The sequence below is a fragment of the Glutamicibacter sp. TV12E genome (assembly GCF_052441935.1).
Lineage (GTDB): Bacteria > Actinomycetota > Actinomycetes > Actinomycetales > Micrococcaceae > Glutamicibacter.
In genome coordinates, this window is sequence record NZ_JBQVVF010000001.1 from 3,643,330 (window position 1) to 3,665,094 (window position 21,765).

Consider the following 21,765-nt stretch of genomic DNA (forward strand, 5'->3'; position numbering starts at 1 on the left):
ATATGCAATGTCGGGGACAACTTGGACATTAGAATGGAGCTGTGAATGAAACCGGTGAATCTGCACTCCTGCCAGAGAACTACTCAGACAAGGTGTTTGCGATCCTCCTCGGCTTAGCCGACGGCGCAACCCACGCCCGTGACGACATCGACCCCGGCGCCACCGAAATCCTCCCCCTCTACTTGGCCGACGGCCTGCTGGAAGCGTTGGAGTGGGCTCGTGATGGCGTTGCCAGCGACGAGGCAGCCTGCATGTGGCTTGCCGCGCTGCGCAGCTACAAGAAACTCACCGGGACTTTCCCCGCCGGCGCGCCCGAACCGCTGGGCCGCTGGATCGATAAGGAATTTCCCAAGGTGGAGATCTTCGAGAAAATCGCTGACGGCGATCCGCAGAATATCTCCGGATTGAACAGCGCCGATATGGGACAGCCAGGCCGCCCGACAGGCGCCGATGCCGACTCCACCGGGGTCTTGCCCCGCGCTGCGATCACTGCGCTGCTGGCCCGCGTGCCGCTGGGCACTACGGAAACCCTGGCTCGTTCGGCCGCCTTCCTGACCCACGATACCCAGGCAGCCAAAACTGCCGTAGCCGCAGCGAGGATCATTCGCTCGGCCATGGAACGCTCCGAGGAGTCGGCCAGCGAGTGGGACGGCCTGCTGGCTGAGCTTGAAGGCCCATCGGCCGAAGCCTTGCGCGCGGTGGTATCCAAAGTTCGCGAAAATATTTCGCTGTCGCCAGAAGATGCCTACAACGCGTACTTTGGCGACAACACGGAGGCAGAACCGGCCGAGTCCGACGTCTCGGCTGCTCCTGAGCCAGCCGTTTCAGCTCCGGAGGATCGGGACCCTGAAGTTGATGCCTACGCGGTGGCCCTGCTGGCGGCCGTCTATGGCACCGAAGCTGTTGGCGAACGTCCAGCCAGCGCGTTGGATGACATTATCTCGGAATTGCATGATCGCTGGATGGCCCTGCTCGTCTAGCGCAAGACCTAACGAATCACGGCGATGGCCGGCTCTGATGAGCCGGCCATCGCCGTTTTTCATGCTGGAGCTAGGCGGTCAGCCCGAAGCCGCCAACCATTTGCATGAATTCGCCTTCGGAAATGATCGTGACCTTCTGGCCCTTTTCGCGCAGGCGCAAAACGTGCTTGGCCTTGTTGGTCAACCGGCCGTTGGCCAGGTCCTGCGGGACAAATCCGTCGCCGACAACCAGGGCGGTGGTTGCGCGGGTAACCCGCGATGCGGTCTGCGCACCGTGTTCGGCGGCAAGTTCCTTGGCTTGCGGACGCGGCAGGGCCAAATTGCCGGTGAAGACCATGATCTGCCCGTAGAGCGGATGCCCCGGATCCGCCTGAAGATTTGGCGACGGGTTCGGCCCTTCCTGAGGCCAGTTATTGAACGCGTCCTGTGGCGGCAGCGGGTGGCCGGAGGCGAGCCATCCCTGGGCATCACGGGTAGCTCGCGAGTATTCGTCGCCCGGTTGCCATGCTGAGGTGAGTCCCAGGCGCACGCCATAGTGGTCTGCCGTTTCCAGCAGGGATTCCAAACCGCTGCGTTCAGCCATATCGATCATGGCCCACGCACATGCGGTGGAGTCGGCGAGCGCTTCGTGGTGATTATCGATGGGATGCCCGGCTTCTTCAGCCACAAAAGGCAGGGAGTAGCTGGGCAGGTCATAGGCCTTGCGGGAGAGCTTCACGGTGCACAGGTGCGCAATTTCCGGGACCGGGATTTCGCTGGCCTCCGAAGCGGCGCGAATCACGCCGGAGTCAAAAGAAGAATTATGGGCTACCAGTACATCCGAGCCGATGAAGTCCAGCAACTCCGGAAGCTTCTGCGTGACTCGTGGCGAGTCGATGACCATGTCCGGGGTGATGTGGTGGATCGACACATTGCGGGGGTCGAAGTGGTCAAAACCTGCCGGTGGCTTCATAAGCCACTGCTCGGTTTCAACTATTATTCCGGAACGTACTTTGACCAGGCCCACCGAACAGGCGGAGCCGATAAAACCGTTTGCTGTCTCAAAATCTACTGCTGTGAAGTCCAATGCCACGCCCAACAGCTTACTCCCTTATGCGGTGCTCTCGGCATCCGTGCCCACCCAAGCTATCCGAGCCGCGGCCGCTCATTAGCCGATCTGGAGCCTTCTGTCCGCCCTTGACCTGCAATAATCTGTCGAAATGCGGCCAAAGAGGTGCACAGCAAGCAGGACATATCACATAGTGAAGGACCGGATCGGGCCGGTCCGCAAACACTGCAGGCTCATGGGCGAAAGAGCTGGTCGTAGTAGCCGCTCAGTGCCGGATAATAATCGGGTTCGAAAACAACACCTGCGGGGTCGCCTCCTGCGGCCGCCATTGCCAGCCGATCAAGATAGAACTCCCAGCCCGGGCCCACGGACCCGGCCATCGCCGGGTCGATTCCCGGCATTTGGAAGATCAGCTCGCTGCCGTCGACCGACGTTTCAATGAATAGTTCCAGTTGCCAGGTTTGGCTTCCTTCTCCTGTACGCACTTTCAGGACGAAACCAGTCCTGTCGCACTCCAGGATTTCCACGCGCGCACTAGGGCGGCCTTCTTCAGCCAGCAACACCATGTCAACGGCGCCAGTGTACGGATTCCCGCTCCACGAACCGAACCAGAGTGCCAGGCATTCCGAGTCGACGAGATATTTCCATAATTCACCCGGAGCCTGGGAAAAATTTCGTCGAAGTTCCAATGCCCCGTTGGCTGCACGGGTTCCAGTGGCTCGGGTACTCATTCAAGTTCTCCTTCGTGCTCGGGAAGGGGACGACATGGCCGGCCGGCTGGCAATCGTCCTGAGTTGCAAAAAGAATAGCAAGGTTCAATCCCCGGTGGCCGAGTCCCAAGAGCTGCGGCAAACACCGCCCGATTCTTGTCCTCAGGAAACAGAAACCGGGCGGCGTGTGATTGACTCTGGCCTAGGCTGTGGCCTTGCGCAGCGTGACATAGGATCCTGTGGCCAGCAGCACGGCGGCCGCGCCTCCCCAGAGGGTGACCCCGGCTGCGGTCCAGGTCAGTGCCCAGTCCCAGAACTGACCCCAGAATTCAGTGAACGTGAAGATCGCAATGACCCCCAAGGTCAAAAGCCCAAGGGCGGTGAAGAATACCACCATGCCGGCCTGCCGCCAACGCATATAGATCGTGGCAATCAGGAAACCGATCATGAACAGCAAGACCATGAGCACGAAATAAAACATGATCTGAATGAACCAGCTATTGTCGGCGATCCACTGCATGGCGAAGAATCGTCCGTCCATGCCCCAGCCTCCGGTGGCGGTTTCAATGAGTCCCATGAGGTAGTAGAAAACCGAGAGCGCCAAGGCACAGGCGGAAAATAATGCCACAGTTCCGACATAGAAAGTCCGCCGCGAAATGCTCATCCCCAGGGAGAAGGGGAAGGTCATGGTCAGAGCCTGGATACCGAGTGCGAGAAAGTACCACATCGGTGCCTGGGCGCCACCGCCATAGAGCACGCCGTCACCGCCATTGCGGCGGACCAGCCACCAGATGGCGAGCGTAAAGAGGAAGGCGCTGACCAGGATCATCAGTGGAATGCCGATGAAGGTAGCCTTGTTTATCAGCTGCATTCGGGCAACTTTGATGGTGCGGTTCATGACCGGGCCTCCGTCTTGTCGCTTGTTGCTGCGGTTGCATCGCTCAAGGCGCTGCGCACTACGTATTGCTGCAGCGAGACCGGGCTCAAATCCAGTCCCATGAGCTTCGCCTGCTCCCGACGGCCTGCGTCCAGATCAGCTCTGATGGTGACGCTGGATAGCGCACCGAGCCCATCGCGATGCAGCACCGTGGCAGCGCCGATGAATTCTTGGACCTTGGCCGCCTCGCCGGTCACCGTCACGGCCGCGCCGCGCAGGTCTTCAGCGTCGGAGTCGATGACAATCCGGCCTTTGTCGATCACGATGACATGTTCAAGCAGGTTCGCGACCTCGTCGATCAGGTGGCTGGAAAGCACGATGGTTCTCGGGCATTCGGCAAAGTCCTCAACCAGGCGGTCGTAGAAAACCTGCCGGGCCACAGCATCCAGACCGAGGTATGGTTCGTCGAAAAAGGTAATTTCGGCGCGTGAGGCCATGCCGATGATGACGCCCACTGCGGAAAGCTGGCCCCGCGAGAGTTTCTTGATCCGGCGCTTGGTCGGCAGACCGAAGTCCTGAACCAGATTTTGCGCCAATTGCTCGTCCCAGTTCTCGAAGAACATTGCCGCCGCGGTGAAAGCCTGATGGACTTTGAAGTCCTCTGGGTACTTTTGGGATTCGCGGATGAAGCAGATGCGCGAGAGCGTTGGATCATGCTCAAATGGCTCATGCCCGAAGATCAGGGCGGAGCCGTGGTCCGGATAGTTCTGCCCGGTCAAGATGGACATCAGGGTGGTCTTGCCAGCGCCGTTGCGCCCGAGCAGACCGTAGATCCGATCGGGTTCCAGATCCAGGTTGATGTTGTCCAGCGCCCTGACGTCCTTGTAGGTCTTGGTCAGCTCGCGGGTGGCGATTGCAGTTGATTGTGTCATGCCGTTCCTCCCTGCCTAGTGATGAAGTTTCAGGTATCCGAACCGGTTTTGATCATGGCGACCAGTTCGTCGACGCCGATGCCGAGCTTGGAAGCCTCGGCGGTAAGAGGAGCAATGAATTGCTGCTGGAACTTTTCACGGCGCGCGCCGCGCAGCCGCTGTGGAGCACCCTGGGTCACAAACATGCCGATCCCCCGCTTCTTGTAGAGCAGCCCGTCTTCTACCAGTCGATTAATGCCCTTGGCTGCGGTGGCTGGATTAATTCGATAGAAAGCCGCAAATTCGTTGGTGGATGGCACTTGCGCCTCTTCAGCTAGAACACCAGAGATGATGTCGTTCTCAATCAGCTCAGCGATCTGCATGAAAATAGGTTTCGAATCATCGATCACGCCGGCTCCTCTCCATGTTCGCTCCCACCACTCGAGTTAGTGGGTTAGTTACTCATGCAACTAACCATAGAACCTAGTCCAGCAAAGCACAAGTGCTGATGGTTTGGTCTTCTGGGCATTCTCATAATGAATGCATACAAATTCCCAATTCACGTCGAAAATTCGCGTTATTCCGCGATTTTCAACACCCAGAAAGCATGGCTTTTCCGGACAACGAGTGGCGCTTGACCTGCCCCTTAGCTGTTACATGAGGTTGCCCTACGAACCGCACAGCAATCAATTCAAGACTTATGACAGCCCCCTTTTCGAAGAACTACAAGGAACTCCATGAACATCTTGCTTTTTGCGGCCGCCGACGTGGCCGCCATTTTGATCCTTACTTTCGGCCTCTACCTTCGCCGTCATCGGCGCCGGGATTTGGCTGTGTCCTACATCGGAATCAACATCGGAGTGTTCGCCGTGGCGACCGCCTTGGCCGGCAGCACCGTCAGCGCCGGACTGGGCATGGGACTTTTCGGAGTTCTTTCCATCATCCGCCTGCGCTCGACTGAACTGGAACAGCACGAAATCGCCTACTACTTCTCGGCCCTGGCCATCGGCCTGATCACCGGCATGGGCCCAACGCCCATCTGGCTTCCCCTGGCACTGGTGGGCCTCATCTTGATCGCGATGCTCGTAGCCGACCACGCAAAGGTCCTGCCTACTTACCGCCATCAGGAAGTCATCCTGGACCGGGCCATCGCCAACGATGAAGAGCTCCATGCCCACCTCGGCTTGCTCCTCAATGGAGCCACGATTCACCAGGCTGTGATCCAGCAGTTGGACCTGGTCAACGACAAAACAATCGTCAAGGTTCGGTTCTCAGCCCCACGAATCGGCCTCGTTGAACAACCGTCATCACGCACCGTCGAGAACCACGAAGTCATTACGGAGCAGACACGATGAATTTCACCGACCAGCTGGAAACCATAAGCCTCGATGAACTCAATGAAGCCGCCGCGCTCCAGACCCGCACAGACCGAAAATACATCCTGACCCAGCAGCAGGCCCGGGACGTCCTCCCGCTCTTGGCGCAGCAAGCACTGGTCCTGTCCATCGAAGGGCGCCGTGCATCGGCTTACACCTCGGTGTACTTCGATACCCCTGATCTGGCCAGCTTTCACCTGGCAGCGCATCCGCGCCGGCGCCGCTTCAAGATTCGCACCCGAAGCTACCTGGATACCGAACAGTGCTACCTGGAGGTGAAAACCGAAGGCGCCCGCGAACAGACGGTGAAGGAACGAATCGAACACCCCTTTGCAGCCCGTAGTGCGCTGGGCCGAGAATCGCTGGAATACATCCACGAGACTCTGGAGCACGAGCTGGGAACCTGCCCCATCGCACCAGCTGAACTCACTCCGGTCATTGATTCGTCCTACTCCCGCACCACCTTGTACCTGCCTCAATCGAACAGCCGCGTCACCGTGGACAACAACCTGATCTGGACGGAGCCACAGACCGGGTTCCGCCTCGAATGCAACGAAATCATCGTTGAAACTAAATCGGCCCTGAACGCCGGCCCAGCCGACAAATTGCTCTGGAGCCTCCAGATTCGACCATCTCGGATCTCAAAATTTGCCACCGGAATGAGCTTGATCCACCAGCATCTTCCAGCCAACCGCTGGCATAAGACAACCAAGCACAAACTATCCACCGCAGTATCCCTGCATCCTTAGGAGCATCATGATTGACTCACCCCGCCACCGGGCGCAGTCCCCGCGCCAATTCGGATTCAGAACCCCACGGGCCATGACTGCCGTCGCATCATTCTCCATTGCCGCACTGGCACTTGCAGGTTGCACCAATGCAGCGTCGGCGCAGAGTGTCGTGAACACCGATATCAGCACCGAAACAGCAGCATTTTTCAACGCAGATTCCGTACATGAGATCAGTGTGAGCGCTGAACCCGACGACATCACCGCCGCGCTGAAGGCCTATGCGGCTGACGGAACAAAAGATTGGATTTCCGCCGAGGTCACCATTGACGGGACAACATTCAAAAACGTGGGCATGAAGCTGAAGGGGAACTCCACTCTTCGCGGCGCTGACGAATCTTCGGATCCCGCATCGCTGCCATGGATTCTGCGGCTGGACAAGTTCGAAGCCAACCAGAGCTATTCGGGACGAACAGAGTTTGTCATCAGGACCAATTCCAGCGAATCCTCGCTGAATGAGGCCGTGGCCCTTGAACTTCTTGGAGAAGCGGGCCTTGCCACCGAGCATGCGGCGGCCACTCGCTTCTCGCTGAACGGTTCAGATGCCGAACTGCGCCTGGTCATAGACAACCCCTCCGATGAGCTTTACAGCGAAGAGACTTTTGATGGCGAGGGCATCACCTACAAGGCCGATGCCGATGGCGACTACTCCTACCGCGGAGGGGCAGCCAGCGACTATGAATCTGCCTTTGAAGTGGAATCCGGGGCGGACGATCTCACGCCGGTGGCCACGTTCCTGGATTTTGTGAACAACTCGTCGGATGAAGATTTCTCCAGCCAGCTATCGGACTACCTGGACACCGGCCAGTTCGCAACATACTTGGCCATGCAGGATCTGGTGTCAAACACCGACGACATTGACGGACCGGGCAACAACTCATTCCTGCGATATGACGCAGCCACAAAGAAGATGACGGTAGTCGCGTGGGATCAGAACCTTTCCTTCGGTTCTGGCCCAGGCGGGATGGGCGGCGGCGGCCCAATGGGTGGCGGCAACGGAGATGAGCCCGGCAAGATGGATGCCGATTCATTGCTCACCAGCATGTTGCCGGACGGCTTGAAGCTCGCCGATGCCAAGAAGCAAATCGAGGCAGGAACGGTTCCTGACGGCGTCGAGCTCCCCGAACAGATGACTTTGGAAGACGGCACCAAACTGATCGACGTGCTGAAGGATCTGGCCAAAGGCGACATGCCAGATGGCCTGTCCTTCGGCGGCGGCGGGCAGCGGCCTGGGATGAATGGCCAAGGTGGCGCGCCCGATGGGACCATGGCTCCCCCAGAGCAGAAATCAACGGACGACACCAAAGCCACTGGCGACACGACGCAGGCCACCAAGGACAATCCTGCAGGCGGCCAAAACGGCGGCAAGTCGATGGGCGGGAAATCCAACCCGCTGGTGACCCGGTTCCTGGCGGATGAAGACTTCAAGGCACAGTATGAAGCTGCCAAGACCGAGCTGGCAGACAAGCTCTATGAATCCGGCACCGCCGAGGAAATCCTAGACAAGTGGACCACGCTGTTGAATAACGAAGCCAGCGACCTGATCGATTCAGAAACGGTGAGCAGCGAAGCGGACGCCATCCGTTCGCATTTCACTTCGGATCCAGCGCAGTCATCCACCCCAAGCTCCCAGCAGCCCACTACCGCTCCAAAGACCGAAGAAGATGAAGCAACGCCTAGCGCTTCAACGACTTCCAATTCCTGATACCGGGCAGCTCGGCAGCCTGGCCGGGCATGGCAAACGCCAGCTGGCACTTTCCACGAGGGGAGGTGCCAGCTGGCGTTATGCGGTGAAAATCAGTTGTTCTCCAAGGCCTTGCTCACGGCCGCCACGATCGCAGGCAGCAAGGCAGCGAATGCCCGAGCGCGATGCGAGATCGCGTTCTTCTCTTCCGGCGTGTGCTCTGCCATCGACTTGCCCGCCCCGGCCGGTTCAAAGATGGGGTCATACCCGAAGCCATGCTCGCCGGCACGTTCGGTACGCAGCAGGCCCTCGACCTGACCCAGCTCAACGTGCTCGCCGCCTTGAGGAGTTGCCAAAGCGGCGGCACAGACAAACTGCGCTCCGCGATGCTCAGCGGCGATATCGCCAAGCTGCGCGAGCAGCAAGTCGATATTTGCCTCGTCATTTCCGTGGACACCGGACCAGCGAGCCGAGAAAATGCCCGGCGCGCCACCGAGCACGTCGACGCTCAAGCCTGAATCGTCGGCGAGCGCAACCAGTCCAGTGGACGCGGCAATTTCACGGGCCTTTTTCAGCGCGTTGCCCTGGAAGGTCACCTGGTCTTCGACCGGATCCGTGGCCCCCGCAGTGGCGGCGTCAATGACCTGGGTGTCGACATCCAGGCCTGGCACCTGTCCGCGCAGCAATTCGCGAAGCTCACGCAGCTTGCCCTGGTTATGCGAAGCGAGAACTAGAACGGGCTGGCTCATTTGCTGTTTTTCAAGGTGTCGCGCTGGATCTGTGCCAGCTCGTTGGTTCCGCCCAAGGCAAGATCAAGCAGCGAATCCAGTTCGGAGCGCTTGAATGGCACGCCTTCGGCGGTGCCCTGAACTTCGACGAAGTCGCCGGAACCGGTGACCACGACGTTCATGTCGGTCTCGGCGCGGACGTCTTCCTCGTACGGCAGGTCAAGCATTGGGGTGCCGTCGATGATGCCGACGGAGATGGCGGCGACCGAGTCGGTGAGCACCTTGGCGTTTTCCTTCACGATGCCCTGCGAACGGGCCCAGGAAATGGCTTCTGCCAATGCCACATAGGCGCCGGTGATTGCCGCGGTACGGGTGCCGCCGTCGGCCTGCAGCACGTCGCAGTCAAGAACGATGGTGTTTTCGCCCAGCGCCTTGGTATCCACTACTGCGCGCAGCGAGCGTCCGATAAGGCGCGAGATCTCGTGGGTGCGTCCGGACAGCTTGCCCTTGACCGATTCGCGGGAGTTGCGGGTGTTCGTGGCACGCGGCAGCATGGCGTATTCGGCGGTGACCCAGCCGGTGCCCTGGCCCTTGAGCCAGCGCGGCACCCCTTCAGTGAACGAAGCGGTGCACAGTACCCGGGTGCTGCCGAATTCAATCAGTGCAGAACCTTCGGCCTGGGCGGACCAGCCGCGGGTGATGGTGATGTCTCGAAGTTGCGCGGCTCCTCGGCCGTCAGCGCGTAAAGTCATGGTTCCATCCTAACCACGCTGGAGACCAGAATTTCACGAGATGGCCCTAGCATTACGGTGAAATGCACCTCGCCGGCGCTCTGCTTCATCGCCAGCCTCCGGGAATTGGTGCGATGGGTCGTGCAGAAACACTAGAACAGCGCCTTCGAATCTGAGTTGCCGATTCAATGGCGCTGTTCTTTTGCTGGATCTCTACTTCTTGCGCTTGAGCAGCGGGAACTTGCGCGTCTTTTCATAAGAGATGGTCGGCAAAGTTCCGGTACGCGTCTTGAGGTAATCGGTACCGCGTTCCCCCTTGAACAGGGTGGGGTCCTTTTCTTCCTTCAGGCTGCCCGAATAGACGCCGTAGGTCACGCCGGATACCGCCACGGCAATGCCGCCGTTATAGGTTCCCTTGGCTTCCTCGACGACCTTGTTGATATCGGTCCAGACGGGAATGTGAGTCAAGAGCATGCGTTCAACGCCAGCAGCCGTGGCCATCTCGCCGGCTCGCTTGCCGGTCAGGTGCACCCCGTCGATGTGGTCATCGCGGCCTTCTTCAAAGGCAGCCTCGCAGAGGAACATGTCGGCGTCCTTGGCCGCTTCCACCAGGCCATCGCAGGTGTCGGTATCGCCCGAGTACGTCAGTACGCTGGTCAGCAGCTCACCGTCCGGGCCGGGTTCACTGGCCTCCACGCGCAAGGCGTAGGCTTCTTCGATCGGGTGGCGCACCGGATATGGGGTGATGGTGAATGGACCGATTTTCACTGGCTTATTCGGCTGCCAAACCTGGAAGTCGTAATCCTTGGCCATGGTGTCGCCCTCGGGCAAGGAATAGGCAGTTTCGATTCGGTCTGCGGTCGCTTCGGGACCGTGCACCAGCATCCGGTCGCGGCCCCAGCCGTTCGGATCCCAGCGGATCGCAACGTGCAAGCCGCAAAGGTCCATGCAGTGGTCCGGGTGCAGATGGGAAATCATGATCCCGTCAATGTCCTTGAGATCCGTGTAGCGCTGCAAAACACCCAGCGCGCCGGAGCCTAGATCCAGGAGGATCCTCCAGTCGCGCGTGCCATCAAAGGCCGACACCAGGTAGCAGGACGCGGGTGACCCCGGTCCCGGGAACGACCCGGTGCATCCAATGATGGTCAGCTTCATTCGTTTCTCGCTTTCGACGCGGCGATCATTTGCGGAGTAATCCGCGCAATAGCGCCGGTCGGGTAGTGGGCGGCCACATGGTCCACGTGGCGCACCTGCAACACCTCGGGTCCGAGGAAACGGCGAGCCAGTACACCAAAACTATCAGCGTTGCCTGTGGCAAGGAACTCATGACGCGCCGCGATGCCGTCTTCGCGCACCAGCGAATGCCGCGTCAAGGCACGGAAAACATCCTTTGCTGTTTCTTCCGCACTGGAAACCAATGTGACGCCATCACCCATTACATAGGAAATCACGCCGGTCAGCAGCGGATAGTGGGTGCATCCCAGAATCAGGGTATCCACGCCTGCTTCCTGCAACGGCGCCAGGTACTCCTGGGCGATCTGCAGTAGTTCGGCTCCTGCGGTAATGCCGGATTCCACGAACTCTACGAATCGCGGGCACGCCACCGAGGTCACCTGCAAGTTCGGAGCGGCGGCAAAGGCGTCTTCGTAGGCGCGCGAGCCCACCGTGGCTTGCGTTCCGATGATCCCGATCTTGCCATTCTTGGAGCCGGCCACCGCACGTCGCACGGCCGGCTGGATGACTTCCACCACCGGGATTCCGTATCGGGCAGTGTACCGTTCACGGGCATCGCGCAGCACTGCGGCCGAAGCTGAATTGCACGCGATCACCAGCAGCTTCACGCCGGCATCCACCAATTCGTCCATGACGCCCAAGGCGTTGGCCCGCACCTGGGCAATAGGCAACGGGCCATAGGGGGAATTAGCGGTGTCCCCCACATAGATCAGCGACTCGCCGGGCAGCTGGTCGATAATCGCGCGGGCGACGGTCAATCCCCCGACCCCGGAATCGAAAATGCCGATAGGCGTATCGGAGTCGGGAACTGAAACCTGGCCGGTGGCAAAATAGGAATTCATCGATCAGGACTCCGCATCCATCAGTGCACCCATCAACGTATCTTGTACCCACGAAACCAGGTTGTAGACCAAGGCCAGGTACTCTTCGGGAGTTTCAACGTCGGCGGCATCCAGCATCTCGGAAACCCGTGCGGCATCTTGCTCATCGCGGATCGCCAGGCGCTCGGCCAGAACCAGCCGGACATCGTTCAGCGCCTGGGCGAAGCGCTGCGCCTTGTCCTTGTCCAACACGATCTTGTCGGTTTCCAGAAGGAACTGGGCCTCGCGCAGCCGGCCGGATTTTTGCGCAATCAGGTCCGCTTCGGTCAGCCGCCGGTGCTCTGCAGCCACCACCGGGTCATCACTGGCATCGGGCAGAAGCTTGGCCAGCGCCGGATCGGAGACCGGAGGCAAATCCATCGACTCGGGACGCATCCCGGTCAGTGCGTACAAGGGGTCGATGTCCTCGGGCAGCCGATGCACTTCGGCACGTTCTTCGAGCATGGTGATCACATCGCCGAAAAGCTCGCGGAGCAGCTTGCGCTCAGCCGAGTGCAGGGTGCCGGTAATTCCGTGGGCACCGTTTTTAAAGGCCTTCGCCACGCTCAGGCCCCCTGGGTCATGGTCGCATTGAGCCCGAATCCGTGCATGGCCTGGACATCCGATTCGATGGCCTCGCGGCTGCCACTGCGCACGGCGCAAAAACCATCATGGTGCACCTGCATCATGAGCTGTTCGGCCTTTTCTGCGCTGAAACCGAAGTAGGAACGGAACACATAAGCCACGTAGCTCATCAGGTTCACCGGGTCATTCCACACGATCAAGCGCCAGGGCTTTTCGTTGGTGGCGGCTGTTTCCATTTCGGGAAGTACATCGGGCATTGCGGTCATGATCCCTATTTTACGCGTGGATTCTGAACGCCACGCAGGACACGGTAAATATCACCTTCAGCGTGAGGCGTTATACAGTAAAACCGGTCTGCCAGAACGTGCAGCACCACCGCTGATACTTTTTTCGATCCCCAGGAGCGTCCCATGCGCACCAGCCTCTTCACCGACCACTACGAGTTGACCATGCTTCAGGCGGCCCTCGAGTCCGGTGCGGCCCACCGCCCATCCGTGTTCGAAGCTTTCGCACGGCGCTTGCCAGAGGGTCGACGCTACGGCGTAGTCGGCGGCACCGGCCGCCTGCTGGAAGGACTGGTCGGCTTCCAGTTCGACGAGGAACAGCTCCGCTTCCTCTCCGATCACCGGGTGGTGAACGCGCAGACCATCAAATACCTGGAAAACTACCGTTTCAGCGGAAATATCTCCGGCTACGCCGAAGGCGAGCTCTACTTCCCCAATTCGCCCTTGCTGACCGTGGAATCCACCTTCGCCGAAGCCTGTGTGATTGAAACCTACCTGCTGTCGGTCATGAACCATGACTCGGCCATTGCCTCGGCGGCTTCGCGCATGATCGCTTCGGCCGGGGATCGCCCCTGCATTGAAATGGGTTCGCGCCGCACCCATGAAGAGTCGGCTGTCGCCGCCGCTCGCGCTGCGATGATCGCCGGGTTCACCTCGACCTCGAATCTGGAAGCCGGCGCGCGCTATGGGCTGAAGACCGTGGGCACCTCCGCCCACTCGTTCACGCTGCTGCATGATTCCGAGCGGGCAGCCTTCGAAGCCCAGGTGGCGTCGCTGGGCAAGGACACCATCTTGCTCGTGGATACCTATGATGTCGAGAACGGGGTGCGCACCGCCGTCGAGGTCGCCGGCCCTGAACTGGGCGGTGTCCGGCTGGATTCAGGCGACCTGGTGCAGCAGGCCGGCTGGGTGCGCCAGCTGCTCGATGACCTGGGCAACTGGAACACCAAGATCACCGTCACTTCCGATCTGGACGAGTATGCGATTGCCGCATTGGCCAGCGCGCCGGTTGATGCCTATGGCGTGGGCACCGCTCTGGTCACCGGTTCCGGGCACCCCACCGCTTCGATGGTCTACAAGCTGGTGGCCCGACAGGATGATGCCGGCAGCTGGATCCCGGTGGCCAAGGCTGCCGCCAACAAGGCCAGCGTCGGCGGGCGCAAGCACGCGGTGCGACAGCTCAATGACCGCGACCGCGCCGTGGCCGAGATTGTCTCCACCACCGAGCACACCACCGGAGGCCCAGAGCGCGACTTGGTGGTGCCGCTGGTGGTCAATGGGGAGATCGACATGTCGTACACGGGTGCAGCAGGAGTCCACAAGGCCACCGAACGACACCGTGCTTCAACCCAGGAACTGCCCGGCATAGCCCGCAAGCTGCAGCGCGGCGAGCCAGTGATCCCAACGATCATGATCCAGGACTGAAAACACACGAAAATCTCAGTTGCGGGCCGTAACCTTTCCTCACGTGGAATCGCCGGCCCGCCTCAAGGAGCACGCTATGACCCGAGCCCTGTTGATCATTGATCTGCAACCTGACTTTTGCGAAGGCGGGGCCTTGCCCGTAACCGGTGGAAACGCCGTAGCTGCGGCCATCGCCAGCGACGTGGCCGAACGCCGCCAAAGCTATTCGGCCATTGTCACCACGCAGGACTGGCACATTGATCCTGGATCCCATTTTTCCGCATCGCCCGATTTTGTTGATTCGTGGCCGGTGCATTGCGTCGCAGGCACCGATGGCGCGGCACTGCATCCACTGCTCCGGGAAATACCGGTCGATGCCCGCTTCGCCAAGGGCCGTTATACCGCTGCGTATTCGGGCTTCGAAGCACGCGAGCTGGATCCATCGGCGCCGCTCGGAGACGAGAACGGCATGCTTTTGGCGCCCTGGCTGGCCGCCCGTGGCATTACCGCAGTAGATATCGTGGGTCTCGCCGCGGATCATTGCGTACGCGCCACCGCCCTGGATGCCGCGGCCGAAGGACTTGCCACTACGGTGATTTCGCCATTGACCGCTGCAGTCAGCCCTGAAATGCTGCCAGAAGTCCACGATGAACTCCGCGCTTCCGGCGTGACCGTTCTGAGCCTCGGCTGATACTGGCCCACTAGCGGCCAAGGCCGCATCCTAGCCCCTGCACTGGGCAATGCGCTTGACCGGCGGCCAGTGTATGGCATGCTGAGGGCACAGGTGATGTCCGGAGAAGGGATGAACATGCGAAAGCTCGTGTACTACGTGGCCTCGACACTAGACGGCTATATTGCCGGCCCAGATGGCGGCGATCCCAGCGGAGAACCGTATTTTCCGGTTACCAAGAGCGACATCGATTTCATCGTCGGGCAATACCCCGAGACTCTGCCTGCGCCAGCGCGCCAGGCCTTGGGCGTCAGCGGTCCAGGCCATGTCTTCGACACAGTGCTGGAAGGCCGGGCTTCCTACGAAGTCGGGTTGGCCGCCGGGCTTAGCAATGCCTATCCGCACCTTCGCCATCTGGTTTTCTCAACTACGCTCACGGCCGAGGATCCATCCATCGAAGTGGTCCGGGGCCAGGCACTGGAACGGGTTCGCGAGCTCAAATCGGAGGAAGGCAAAAACCTTTGGCTGGTGGGCGGCGGAACCCTGGCGCACAGCCTGCTTCCGGAAATCGACCGCCTCGTGCTCAAACAGCACAGCTCGATCATCGGTTCGGGCATCCCGCTGTTCAACGGCCCGTTCCAGATCCATTCCTTCCGCCTCAGCGGGGAAACAGCACTGGACTCAGGTGTGCGGGTCTTGACCTACGATCGTGTTTGAGCTGCTCGAAATCGACCGGGCACCCGGTGCTGCCGAACAGTCTTGATGACCGGGAACAGTGCTCAAGCCGGGAAATCCAAGGCCTGGAAAACCTTCGCACTGCAGGTCACCTAAAATTTATCCATGCCCCGGCCGCCATTCGAGGATTTTTTTGCCTTTTGCTTTCCGACCGCGTTCGGATCAGCGCCATGCAAGAAAGCCCGTCGCAGCCCGCACCCCGTCAACACGATCAGAGTCGCGAACTTGCAGCCTCCCCCGTCCGGGACACGCAACATCGCCGAATATCGTCATGCCTGCGATGACCGAGATGACCACCTCAATTCCGGTGCATGTCGCGGTCAGCGGACCGGCGTCCCTGCTTTCCAACTCCCGGATGCAGGCAAGGATGGCGCTGCGGTGTTGCCGGGAACCAAGCCGACCATCGGTTCGCGGGGTCTAGATATGCCGCTGCTGCCCGGGCACGATCTCCACGATAGCGCTGGGCATCAGCCGATAATACCCTTTGGGCATGCCTGAATTGTGGCGCCTGGTTCTCTCAAGGTTCCTATTTGCGACCGACGAACCAGTCCTGCAACTTGTCGATGCGCGCCTGCAGCTGGTCCGCGGTAGCCTGCGGCACCGCTGGTCCCCCGCACACGCTGCGCAGCTTGTTGTGGACCTGACCGTGCGGCATCCCGGTGCGGGCAGCCCACGCCGAGACATTCTTGGACAGCTTGGAGCGCAAATCCATCATCCGCCGGTGATCCGAAACCGGTTCAGGCTTGGTCCCGCCCCGATTAATCTGCTTGCTCTGCTGCTTGCGCAGCAACTCGGAGACCTGATCGGTTTCCAGCAACCCTGGAATGCCGAGGAAACCGAGTTCTTCATCGCTGCCGATATCAGCACCGGTGCCGAATTCCCCGCCGTCAAAGAGCACCCGGTCAAAAGAAGCCTGGGAATTGAGCGCCTCGAACTTGTTGCGCACCAGATCGTCGCTGGCTTTGTCTTCCTTGTTGGCTTCCTCGAGCAGGGAATCGTCCAGGCCGTCTTCGTCCTTGGAGCCTTCCTTGTCCAAGGCATGGTCGCGCTCGACTTCCATCTCATTGGCCAAGGCCATCAGGATCGGCACCGAGGGCAGGAAGACGCTGGCAACTTCACCGCGCTTGCGGCTTCGCACAAAGCGCCCGACAGCCTGGGCGAAGAACAATGGAGTCGAGGTGCTGGTGGCGTAGACGCCAACACAGAGCCGAGGCACGTCGACGCCTTCGGACACCATGCGAACGGCCACCATCCAGCGGGCCTCGGAGGCGGAGAAGTCGTCAATTTTCTGCGACGCCTTGGGATCGTCGGAAAGAATGGTGGTGACCTTCTCCCCGCAAATGGCCTCAAGCTGGGCAGCATATCCGCGGGCATCTTCATGATCGGTGGCGATAACGAGCCCGCCAGCGTCCTTGACCGTGCGGCGCACTTCTGACAACCGCCGGTCAGCTGCCTGCAGCACCGAAGGGATCCAGTCGCCATGGGGGTCCAGCGCCGTGCGCCAGGCATGGGCGGTGACATCCTTGGTGAACCCCTCGCCGAGGTTGGCTTCCATTTCCTCGCCGGCAGCGGTGCGCCAACGCATATTGCCCGAGTAGGCCATGAAGAGCACCGGACGAACCACGTGGTCGGCTAGCGCGTTGCCGTAGCCATAGGTGTAGTCGGCCTTGGAACGGCGAATCCCGTCGCCCTCGTCGATGTACTGCACAAAGGGAATCGGCGCGGCATCCGAGCGGAACGGCGTTCCGGTCAGCGCCAAGCGGCGTGTTGCTGGTTCAAAGGCTTCGCGGATGCCATCGCCCCAGGACAGGGCGTCACCTGCGTGGTGCACCTCATCCATGATCACCAGGGTGCGGGCATTCTCGGTCTTGGCGCGGTGCACCGCTGGCTTCAAGGCCACCTGCGCATAGGTCACGACCACGCCCATGTAGTGCGAGCCATGGCGCCCATCAGAGTTCTTGTAATTCGGGTCCAGGGCGATACCCACGCGTGCAGCCGAGTCGGCCCACTGCTTTTTCAAGTGGTCGGTCGGGGCAACAACGATCATGCGGTTGATCTTGCCGGAGTCGATCAGCACCTTGGCCAGGCGCAGCGCGAAGGTGGTCTTGCCTGCGCCAGGTGTTGCCACGGCCATGAAGTCCCTGGGCTCGGTTTCAAAGTACTGGGCCAAGGCCTCGGCCTGCCAAGCGCGAAGCTTGGGCCCGGTTCCCCAGGCTGCACGTTCCGGATACGCTACGGGGAGCTTGTCTTCCAGTGGAAGCTTGTCGCCAAAATCAAAGAGTGTCTCGGTCATATACCTTTTCCCGGCCGCGTGCTGTGTGTGAAGTAGTGCTGTTTTTCTCGGGCACTACCCCATCAAGGAGTCGTAGACTTCCTTGCACTCAGGGCATACCGGGAACTTCTTCGGGTCTCGACCCGGGGTCCAGACCTTGCCGCACAAAGCGATCACTGGTTCGCCGGAGAGCGCCGACTCCATGATCTTTTCCTTCTGCACGTAGTGGGCAAATCGCTCATGATCGCCGGCCTCGACACTCTGGGTAGTCTCGGTACGCTCGATTGTCGCTGTGCCGCCACGGGTTTCTTCAGACTGTTCCACCATGCCTTCAAGTCTAATACGGATTAGCCCCGCTGTCCGTCCGATCGGCATGGGAGATTATCCACATCCACGGCAAATTCGCCCCTTGTTTCCGCGTTCTCCTGCGGGCTGTGGCGGCGTTCTGCCAGTGATTAACCACGAAGAATGATCGCCAACAACGACACGGAGCCATCAGCCAGATTCCGGATCTGGCTGATGGCTCCGTGTCTCTTCGGAAGCAAGGAACGTTATTTGTTGAGCATGACGGCTTGCATCAATTCGGGGGTCCGCTGCTCGTACCATTTGCCGCCCAGGGCGATTCCGCCGAACAGCAGCCCAACGCCGAGCACCAGGCCGATGCCCAAGGTCAGCAAGCCCAGGCCCTGCGATTCCTGGAACCACCCCATCAGGTACGGAATGAACACCGGAATCAGCAAGATCGCCATGGTGCCGATGGTGGCCAGCTGCGTCACCGCTACGCGCAGGCCGTTGCCCGGCGGGGTTTTCATCGGGTTATCCCCCGGCAGGGGCACCGCATAGGTATAGCGCGCCGAGGCCACCGAGGCCACGCCGAGGGCAACCAGCAAAGCGGCAAGGGATAGCCCCAGGTCCCCCGGGATCCGCCATGCCTCACCGGCGATGGCGCCAGGCAGGATGGCCGCTGCCAGCACCGGGATAATCGACAGCGCAAAGCAGGCCAGTGCGCGCCCGGCGCGGTCCGCACGCCCCGAAACTCCGGTCAGCACGTGCAGGGCAAAGGCAGTGTTGTCATAGGAAATATCCGCTGAAATGGAAAAGCCGAGCAGGACTCCAATCAAGGGTCCCAACAGGTACATCATGGTGTAGTTTCCGGACTGGCTGCCGGTGAACCAGAAGAGCAGCGGCAATACCGGCACCATCAGCACCCCGATGGCGTAGCGCGGGTCCTTGAGCCAATAAGTCAGTGCGCGGGCGGTCACCGCGCCAGTGGGCGTCCCCGGGGTGTACTTGAAAAAGCCCAGTCCGCTGTGCTTGGCGGCCCGCTGTTGAGGCGGAGGGGTGACCGTGGCCTGCGCCGTCGCCCGGTTCACCAGCCAATACAGTCCACCCAGGTAGACCGCCGCAAGAATCAAGCAGACGGCAAATTGCAGGTAATCGCCGTGGGCCAGCGCACCGGGCAGGGCCGCGGCGGCTCCCAGCGGCGTGTAGGCCAGGACGCTGGCGATCGGGCCGACCCAGTCCAGCAGGCTGTTGGCGGCCGAGGCGATCGAGGAGATGATCGGCCCCAAGCAGATCAGCAGCAAGAACAGCACGGCGAAGGTCAGTTCCCGGAAGCGGCGCTTGGCACGCAGGGCCGTGGCCAAGATCGTCAAATACTGGCAGACCAGGACGGCCATCACCGCGGTGGCGATGGCCGCCACGACGGCAATCGGCAGCACCAGCGGATCAAGCCGCCAGATCAGCGACCCTCCAACCAGGCCGATAATCGTCAAGATCGCCGGAACCGAGATGAAGCCGGAGAGCACCAGCGCCGGGCCCAGGACCTTCTGCGGAATGCCGAAGTGCACAAAGCGCGAAGGCTCCAAGGTCAGGTCAACACCGGTCAGCAGCGGCGGAATGATGGCCCAGCCAAGCACCGCCAGTGAACCGATGATGATGCTCAATTCGGCGTCGATGGCGGTTTCGCCAGCCAGGAACCAAGCCGCGAGCGTGAGCATCACGATCATCCCTAAGGCGTACAACCCGCCGATGATCACTCCGATCAGCTGGCCTGTCGAACGCTTGAACCCATTGGCCAGCAGCAGGAGCTTCAGTTTGAGGATGTGCGCAACCATGACAGCCCTTCGTTGTTTGCCCGTCCGCCCACCAGATCAACAAACCGGTCCTCCAGGCTCATGCCGCCGCGCACCTGCTCAACAGAGCCCTGCGCCTTGAGCACGCCGCCGGCAATCACTGCCACGTGGGTGCACATGCGCTGCACGAGATCCATCACATGCGAGGAAACGATCACGGTGCCGCCGAATTCAACGTAGTCGTTGAGGATGTCGCGGATGTTGGCGGCCGATACCGGGTCAACGGCCTCGAAGGGCTCGTCCAGCACCAGCAGCTTGGGCGAGTGGATCATTGCCGTGGCCAGCGAGATCTTCTTGGTCATGCCGGCTGAATAATCCACCACCAGCTTGTCGCCGTCCCCGGTCAGATCCATCACGCGCAACAGGTCTTCGGTACGCTCAGCGACCTCGGCCCGGTCCATGCCCCGCAAGAGCCCCGAATAGCTCACCAGCTGCCGGCCAGTCAGCCGGTCGAACTGGCGCACGCCATCGGCCAGCACGCCCAGGGTTGCCTTGGCCGCCTGGGGATCAGCCCAGATATCCACCCCATTGGCCAGGGCTTGGCCGGAATCGGGCCGGAGCAGTCCGGTGGCCATGGACAGCATCGTGGTTTTGCCGGCTCCGTTGGGGCCCACGAGGCCATAGAAAGAGCCTGCAGGCACCTGCAGGCTGACGTTATCCACCGCGACCTTGGGGCCAAATTGCTTGGCGAGGCCGCGAATATCCAGTGCGATCTGAGTCATGTTTTCAGGCTAGCAATACGCCTGCTCAATAAGCATCATCCTTTGGAATTAATCTTGGGTGCAAAAAGCCCCGGCCGACAAGCGAACTTGTCGACCGGGGCAAGGCGAAGCGGGACGGATCAGAACAGAACGCGCGCCAATTTCTGTCGCGAGGCAGCCACGCGGGGATCGTTGTTTCCGACCACTGCGTAGAGCTCAATGAGGCGGCGGCGAACTCGTTCGCGATCATCGTCTGCCAGTTTCGAAATCAACGACACCAGACGGGCAAAGGCATCCTCCACATGGCCGCCGATCACATCAAGGTCAGCCACATCGAGTTGTGCGGCAATCTCTTGCGGATTCTGCGCTGCCAGTTCGCGCGACTTGTTCAAATCGAGGTTCTGCGTGCGCGAGAGCAGCCGCACCTGGTAGACGCCCACCTGCGCGTCGTGGTCGTTCGGCTTCTCGTTGAGCGCTTCGAGGTAGGCGGCTTCGGCGGCGGCGTAGTCCCCCGCGTCAATCGCATCCACGGCCTTCTGGTGCAGCGGTGGCAACTCGGGCTCGGTGTTCCCAGCGCTTCCGCTCAATGGCGGCACCGTTCCGCTCAGGCCCTGTTGCACGGCGAGCTGTTCCAGCTGGCCCAGCAACTGGAGAATCTGCTCCTCGGCGGCCGGGCCTTGGAACAGCGGCACCGGCTGGCCCTTGACCAGGGCGACAACCATCGGAATCTGCTGGGCCTGGAAGGCCTGGGCGATCTGGGGATAGGTTTCGGCATCTACCACGCCGAGAACGAACTTGCCGTTCTTGGCGTCAACCAGCCTGCGCAGCACGGCATCAAGATCAGCCGAGACCTGCACCCGGGGAGAACCCAGCGACACGATGGCCGGCACGCTCTGGGAGAGGCCAACAAACTGCTCGAAGGATGCCTCGTCCAGGCTGGTGCTCCAGCTGGCAGCCGCCGAATCGGTGGTGCCGGTGGCCTGCGGGCTATGGTGGGCCAACGCCGAGAGGTCTACCGCGCCGCGGGTGGAAGGAATGTTCTCTTCGCTCATG

22 protein-coding genes and 1 pseudogene are annotated in these 21,765 nt (G+C 60.7%); 7 read left to right on the top strand and 16 right to left on the bottom strand.

Annotated features, from left to right (window positions below; genetic code table 11):
- Positions 1-41 precede the first annotated feature (41 nt).
- Positions 42-980: an ADP-ribosylglycohydrolase family protein gene (locus ACT7DV_RS17225; RefSeq protein ID WP_444664451.1), complete on the top strand. Its 939-nt coding sequence runs from the start codon at positions 42-44 to the stop codon at positions 978-980.
- 70 nt (positions 981-1,050) lie between these two features.
- Here ACT7DV_RS17225 and ACT7DV_RS17230 read toward each other — a convergent pair whose 3' ends face one another.
- The 5 genes from ACT7DV_RS17230 to ACT7DV_RS17250 all read right to left on the bottom strand — a co-directional run bounded on the left by ACT7DV_RS17230 (position 1,051) and on the right by ACT7DV_RS17250 (position 4,936).
- Positions 1,051-2,052 carry an exonuclease domain-containing protein gene (locus ACT7DV_RS17230; RefSeq protein WP_444664453.1) on the bottom strand — a complete coding sequence of 334 codons (1,002 nt, stop codon included), beginning with the start codon at positions 2,050-2,052 and terminating at the stop codon, positions 1,051-1,053.
- Between the two features lie 209 nt (positions 2,053-2,261).
- Positions 2,262-2,759 carry a hypothetical protein gene (locus ACT7DV_RS17235; protein ID WP_444664454.1) on the bottom strand — a complete coding sequence of 166 codons (498 nt, stop codon included), beginning with the start codon at positions 2,757-2,759 and terminating at the stop codon, positions 2,262-2,264.
- A gap of 181 nt (positions 2,760-2,940) precedes the next feature.
- Positions 2,941-3,636: a hypothetical protein gene (locus ACT7DV_RS17240; protein WP_444664455.1), complete on the bottom strand. Its 696-nt coding sequence runs from the start codon at positions 3,634-3,636 to the stop codon at positions 2,941-2,943.
- The gene (locus ACT7DV_RS17245) at positions 3,633-4,547 is read right to left on the bottom strand and encodes an ABC transporter ATP-binding protein (RefSeq protein WP_444664457.1); all 915 of its coding nucleotides are present in this window, start codon (positions 4,545-4,547) and stop codon (positions 3,633-3,635) included. The genes ACT7DV_RS17240 and ACT7DV_RS17245 overlap by 4 nt, the downstream gene beginning before the upstream one ends.
- A gap of 29 nt (positions 4,548-4,576) precedes the next feature.
- Positions 4,577-4,936 carry a GntR family transcriptional regulator gene (locus ACT7DV_RS17250; protein ID WP_146274889.1) on the bottom strand — a complete coding sequence of 120 codons (360 nt, stop codon included), beginning with the start codon at positions 4,934-4,936 and terminating at the stop codon, positions 4,577-4,579.
- A 327-nt stretch (positions 4,937-5,263) separates the two neighbouring features.
- On the opposite strand from ACT7DV_RS17250, the gene ACT7DV_RS17255 reads away from it, so the two are divergent.
- From ACT7DV_RS17255 to ACT7DV_RS17265, 3 genes are read left to right on the top strand one after another with little or no spacing between them, the layout of a single operon-like run.
- Positions 5,264-5,881 carry a DUF4956 domain-containing protein gene (locus ACT7DV_RS17255; protein ID WP_444664459.1) on the top strand — a complete coding sequence of 206 codons (618 nt, stop codon included), beginning with the start codon at positions 5,264-5,266 and terminating at the stop codon, positions 5,879-5,881.
- Entirely contained in the window at positions 5,878-6,651 is a 774-nt protein-coding gene (locus ACT7DV_RS17260; RefSeq protein ID WP_444664461.1) for a polyphosphate polymerase domain-containing protein, read from the top strand. Before ACT7DV_RS17255 ends, ACT7DV_RS17260 begins: the two co-directional genes overlap by 4 nt.
- Positions 6,652-6,658: 7 nt before the next feature.
- Positions 6,659-8,395, top strand: a complete 1,737-nt coding sequence (locus ACT7DV_RS17265) for a CotH kinase family protein (RefSeq protein ID WP_444664463.1) — start codon at positions 6,659-6,661, stop codon at positions 8,393-8,395.
- 92 nt (positions 8,396-8,487) lie between these two features.
- Here the strand turns inward: ACT7DV_RS17265 and rdgB are convergent, their stop codons facing one another.
- From rdgB to clpS, 6 genes and pseudogenes are all read right to left on the bottom strand, one after another.
- Complete coding sequence (rdgB, locus tag ACT7DV_RS17270; protein ID WP_444664464.1) at positions 8,488-9,123, bottom strand: RdgB/HAM1 family non-canonical purine NTP pyrophosphatase; 636 nt, start codon at positions 9,121-9,123, stop codon at positions 8,488-8,490.
- A complete protein-coding gene (gene rph / locus ACT7DV_RS17275) occupies positions 9,120-9,854 on the bottom strand; it encodes a ribonuclease PH (protein ID WP_444664466.1) in 735 nt (244 codons plus the stop codon). The genes rdgB and rph overlap by 4 nt, the downstream gene beginning before the upstream one ends.
- A 339-nt stretch (positions 9,855-10,193) precedes the next feature.
- Positions 10,194-10,988: pseudogene (locus tag ACT7DV_RS17280) on the bottom strand (MBL fold metallo-hydrolase); the annotation flags it as partial.
- Positions 10,985-11,908 (bottom strand): glutamate racemase, encoded by a 924-nt coding sequence (gene murI / locus ACT7DV_RS17285; RefSeq protein WP_060701310.1) that lies wholly within the window; start codon positions 11,906-11,908, stop codon positions 10,985-10,987. The gene murI and the pseudogene ACT7DV_RS17280, both read right to left, overlap by 4 nt.
- A gap of 3 nt (positions 11,909-11,911) precedes the next feature.
- A complete protein-coding gene (locus tag ACT7DV_RS17290) occupies positions 11,912-12,490 on the bottom strand; it encodes a DUF2017 domain-containing protein (RefSeq protein ID WP_444664469.1) in 579 nt (192 codons plus the stop codon).
- Between the two features lie 2 nt (positions 12,491-12,492).
- The gene (clpS, locus tag ACT7DV_RS17295; protein ID WP_444664470.1) at positions 12,493-12,777 is read right to left on the bottom strand and encodes an ATP-dependent Clp protease adapter ClpS; all 285 of its coding nucleotides are present in this window, start codon (positions 12,775-12,777) and stop codon (positions 12,493-12,495) included.
- Between the two features lie 144 nt (positions 12,778-12,921).
- On the opposite strand from clpS, the gene ACT7DV_RS17300 reads away from it, so the two are divergent.
- The 3 genes from ACT7DV_RS17300 (at position 12,922) to ACT7DV_RS17310 (ending at position 15,586) form a co-directional block, all read left to right on the top strand.
- Complete coding sequence (locus tag ACT7DV_RS17300; protein WP_444664472.1) at positions 12,922-14,220, top strand: nicotinate phosphoribosyltransferase; 1,299 nt, start codon at positions 12,922-12,924, stop codon at positions 14,218-14,220.
- Between the two features lie 76 nt (positions 14,221-14,296).
- Positions 14,297-14,890, top strand: a complete 594-nt coding sequence (locus ACT7DV_RS17305; RefSeq protein WP_444664474.1) for an isochorismatase family protein — start codon at positions 14,297-14,299, stop codon at positions 14,888-14,890.
- Positions 14,891-15,007: 117 nt separating this feature from the next.
- Positions 15,008-15,586: a dihydrofolate reductase family protein gene (locus ACT7DV_RS17310; RefSeq protein WP_444664476.1), complete on the top strand. Its 579-nt coding sequence runs from the start codon at positions 15,008-15,010 to the stop codon at positions 15,584-15,586.
- 544 nt (positions 15,587-16,130) lie between these two features.
- Here ACT7DV_RS17310 and ACT7DV_RS17315 read toward each other — a convergent pair.
- The 5 genes from ACT7DV_RS17315 to ACT7DV_RS17335 all read right to left on the bottom strand — a co-directional run bounded on the left by ACT7DV_RS17315 (position 16,131) and on the right by ACT7DV_RS17335 (position 21,764).
- Entirely contained in the window at positions 16,131-17,897 is a 1,767-nt protein-coding gene (locus ACT7DV_RS17315; protein ID WP_444664478.1) for a DEAD/DEAH box helicase, read from the bottom strand.
- Positions 17,898-17,951: 54 nt separating this feature from the next.
- The gene (locus ACT7DV_RS17320; RefSeq protein WP_022876321.1) at positions 17,952-18,203 is read right to left on the bottom strand and encodes a DUF3039 domain-containing protein; all 252 of its coding nucleotides are present in this window, start codon (positions 18,201-18,203) and stop codon (positions 17,952-17,954) included.
- 224 nt (positions 18,204-18,427) lie between these two features.
- Entirely contained in the window at positions 18,428-19,993 is a 1,566-nt protein-coding gene (locus ACT7DV_RS17325; RefSeq protein ID WP_444664479.1) for a transporter, read from the bottom strand.
- Entirely contained in the window at positions 19,969-20,733 is a 765-nt protein-coding gene (locus tag ACT7DV_RS17330; protein ID WP_060701302.1) for an ABC transporter ATP-binding protein, read from the bottom strand. Before ACT7DV_RS17330 ends, ACT7DV_RS17325 begins: the two co-directional genes overlap by 25 nt.
- 119 nt (positions 20,734-20,852) lie before the next feature.
- Positions 20,853-21,764: a co-chaperone YbbN gene (locus ACT7DV_RS17335; protein WP_444664481.1), complete on the bottom strand. Its 912-nt coding sequence runs from the start codon at positions 21,762-21,764 to the stop codon at positions 20,853-20,855.
- Position 21,765 lies beyond the last annotated feature (1 nt).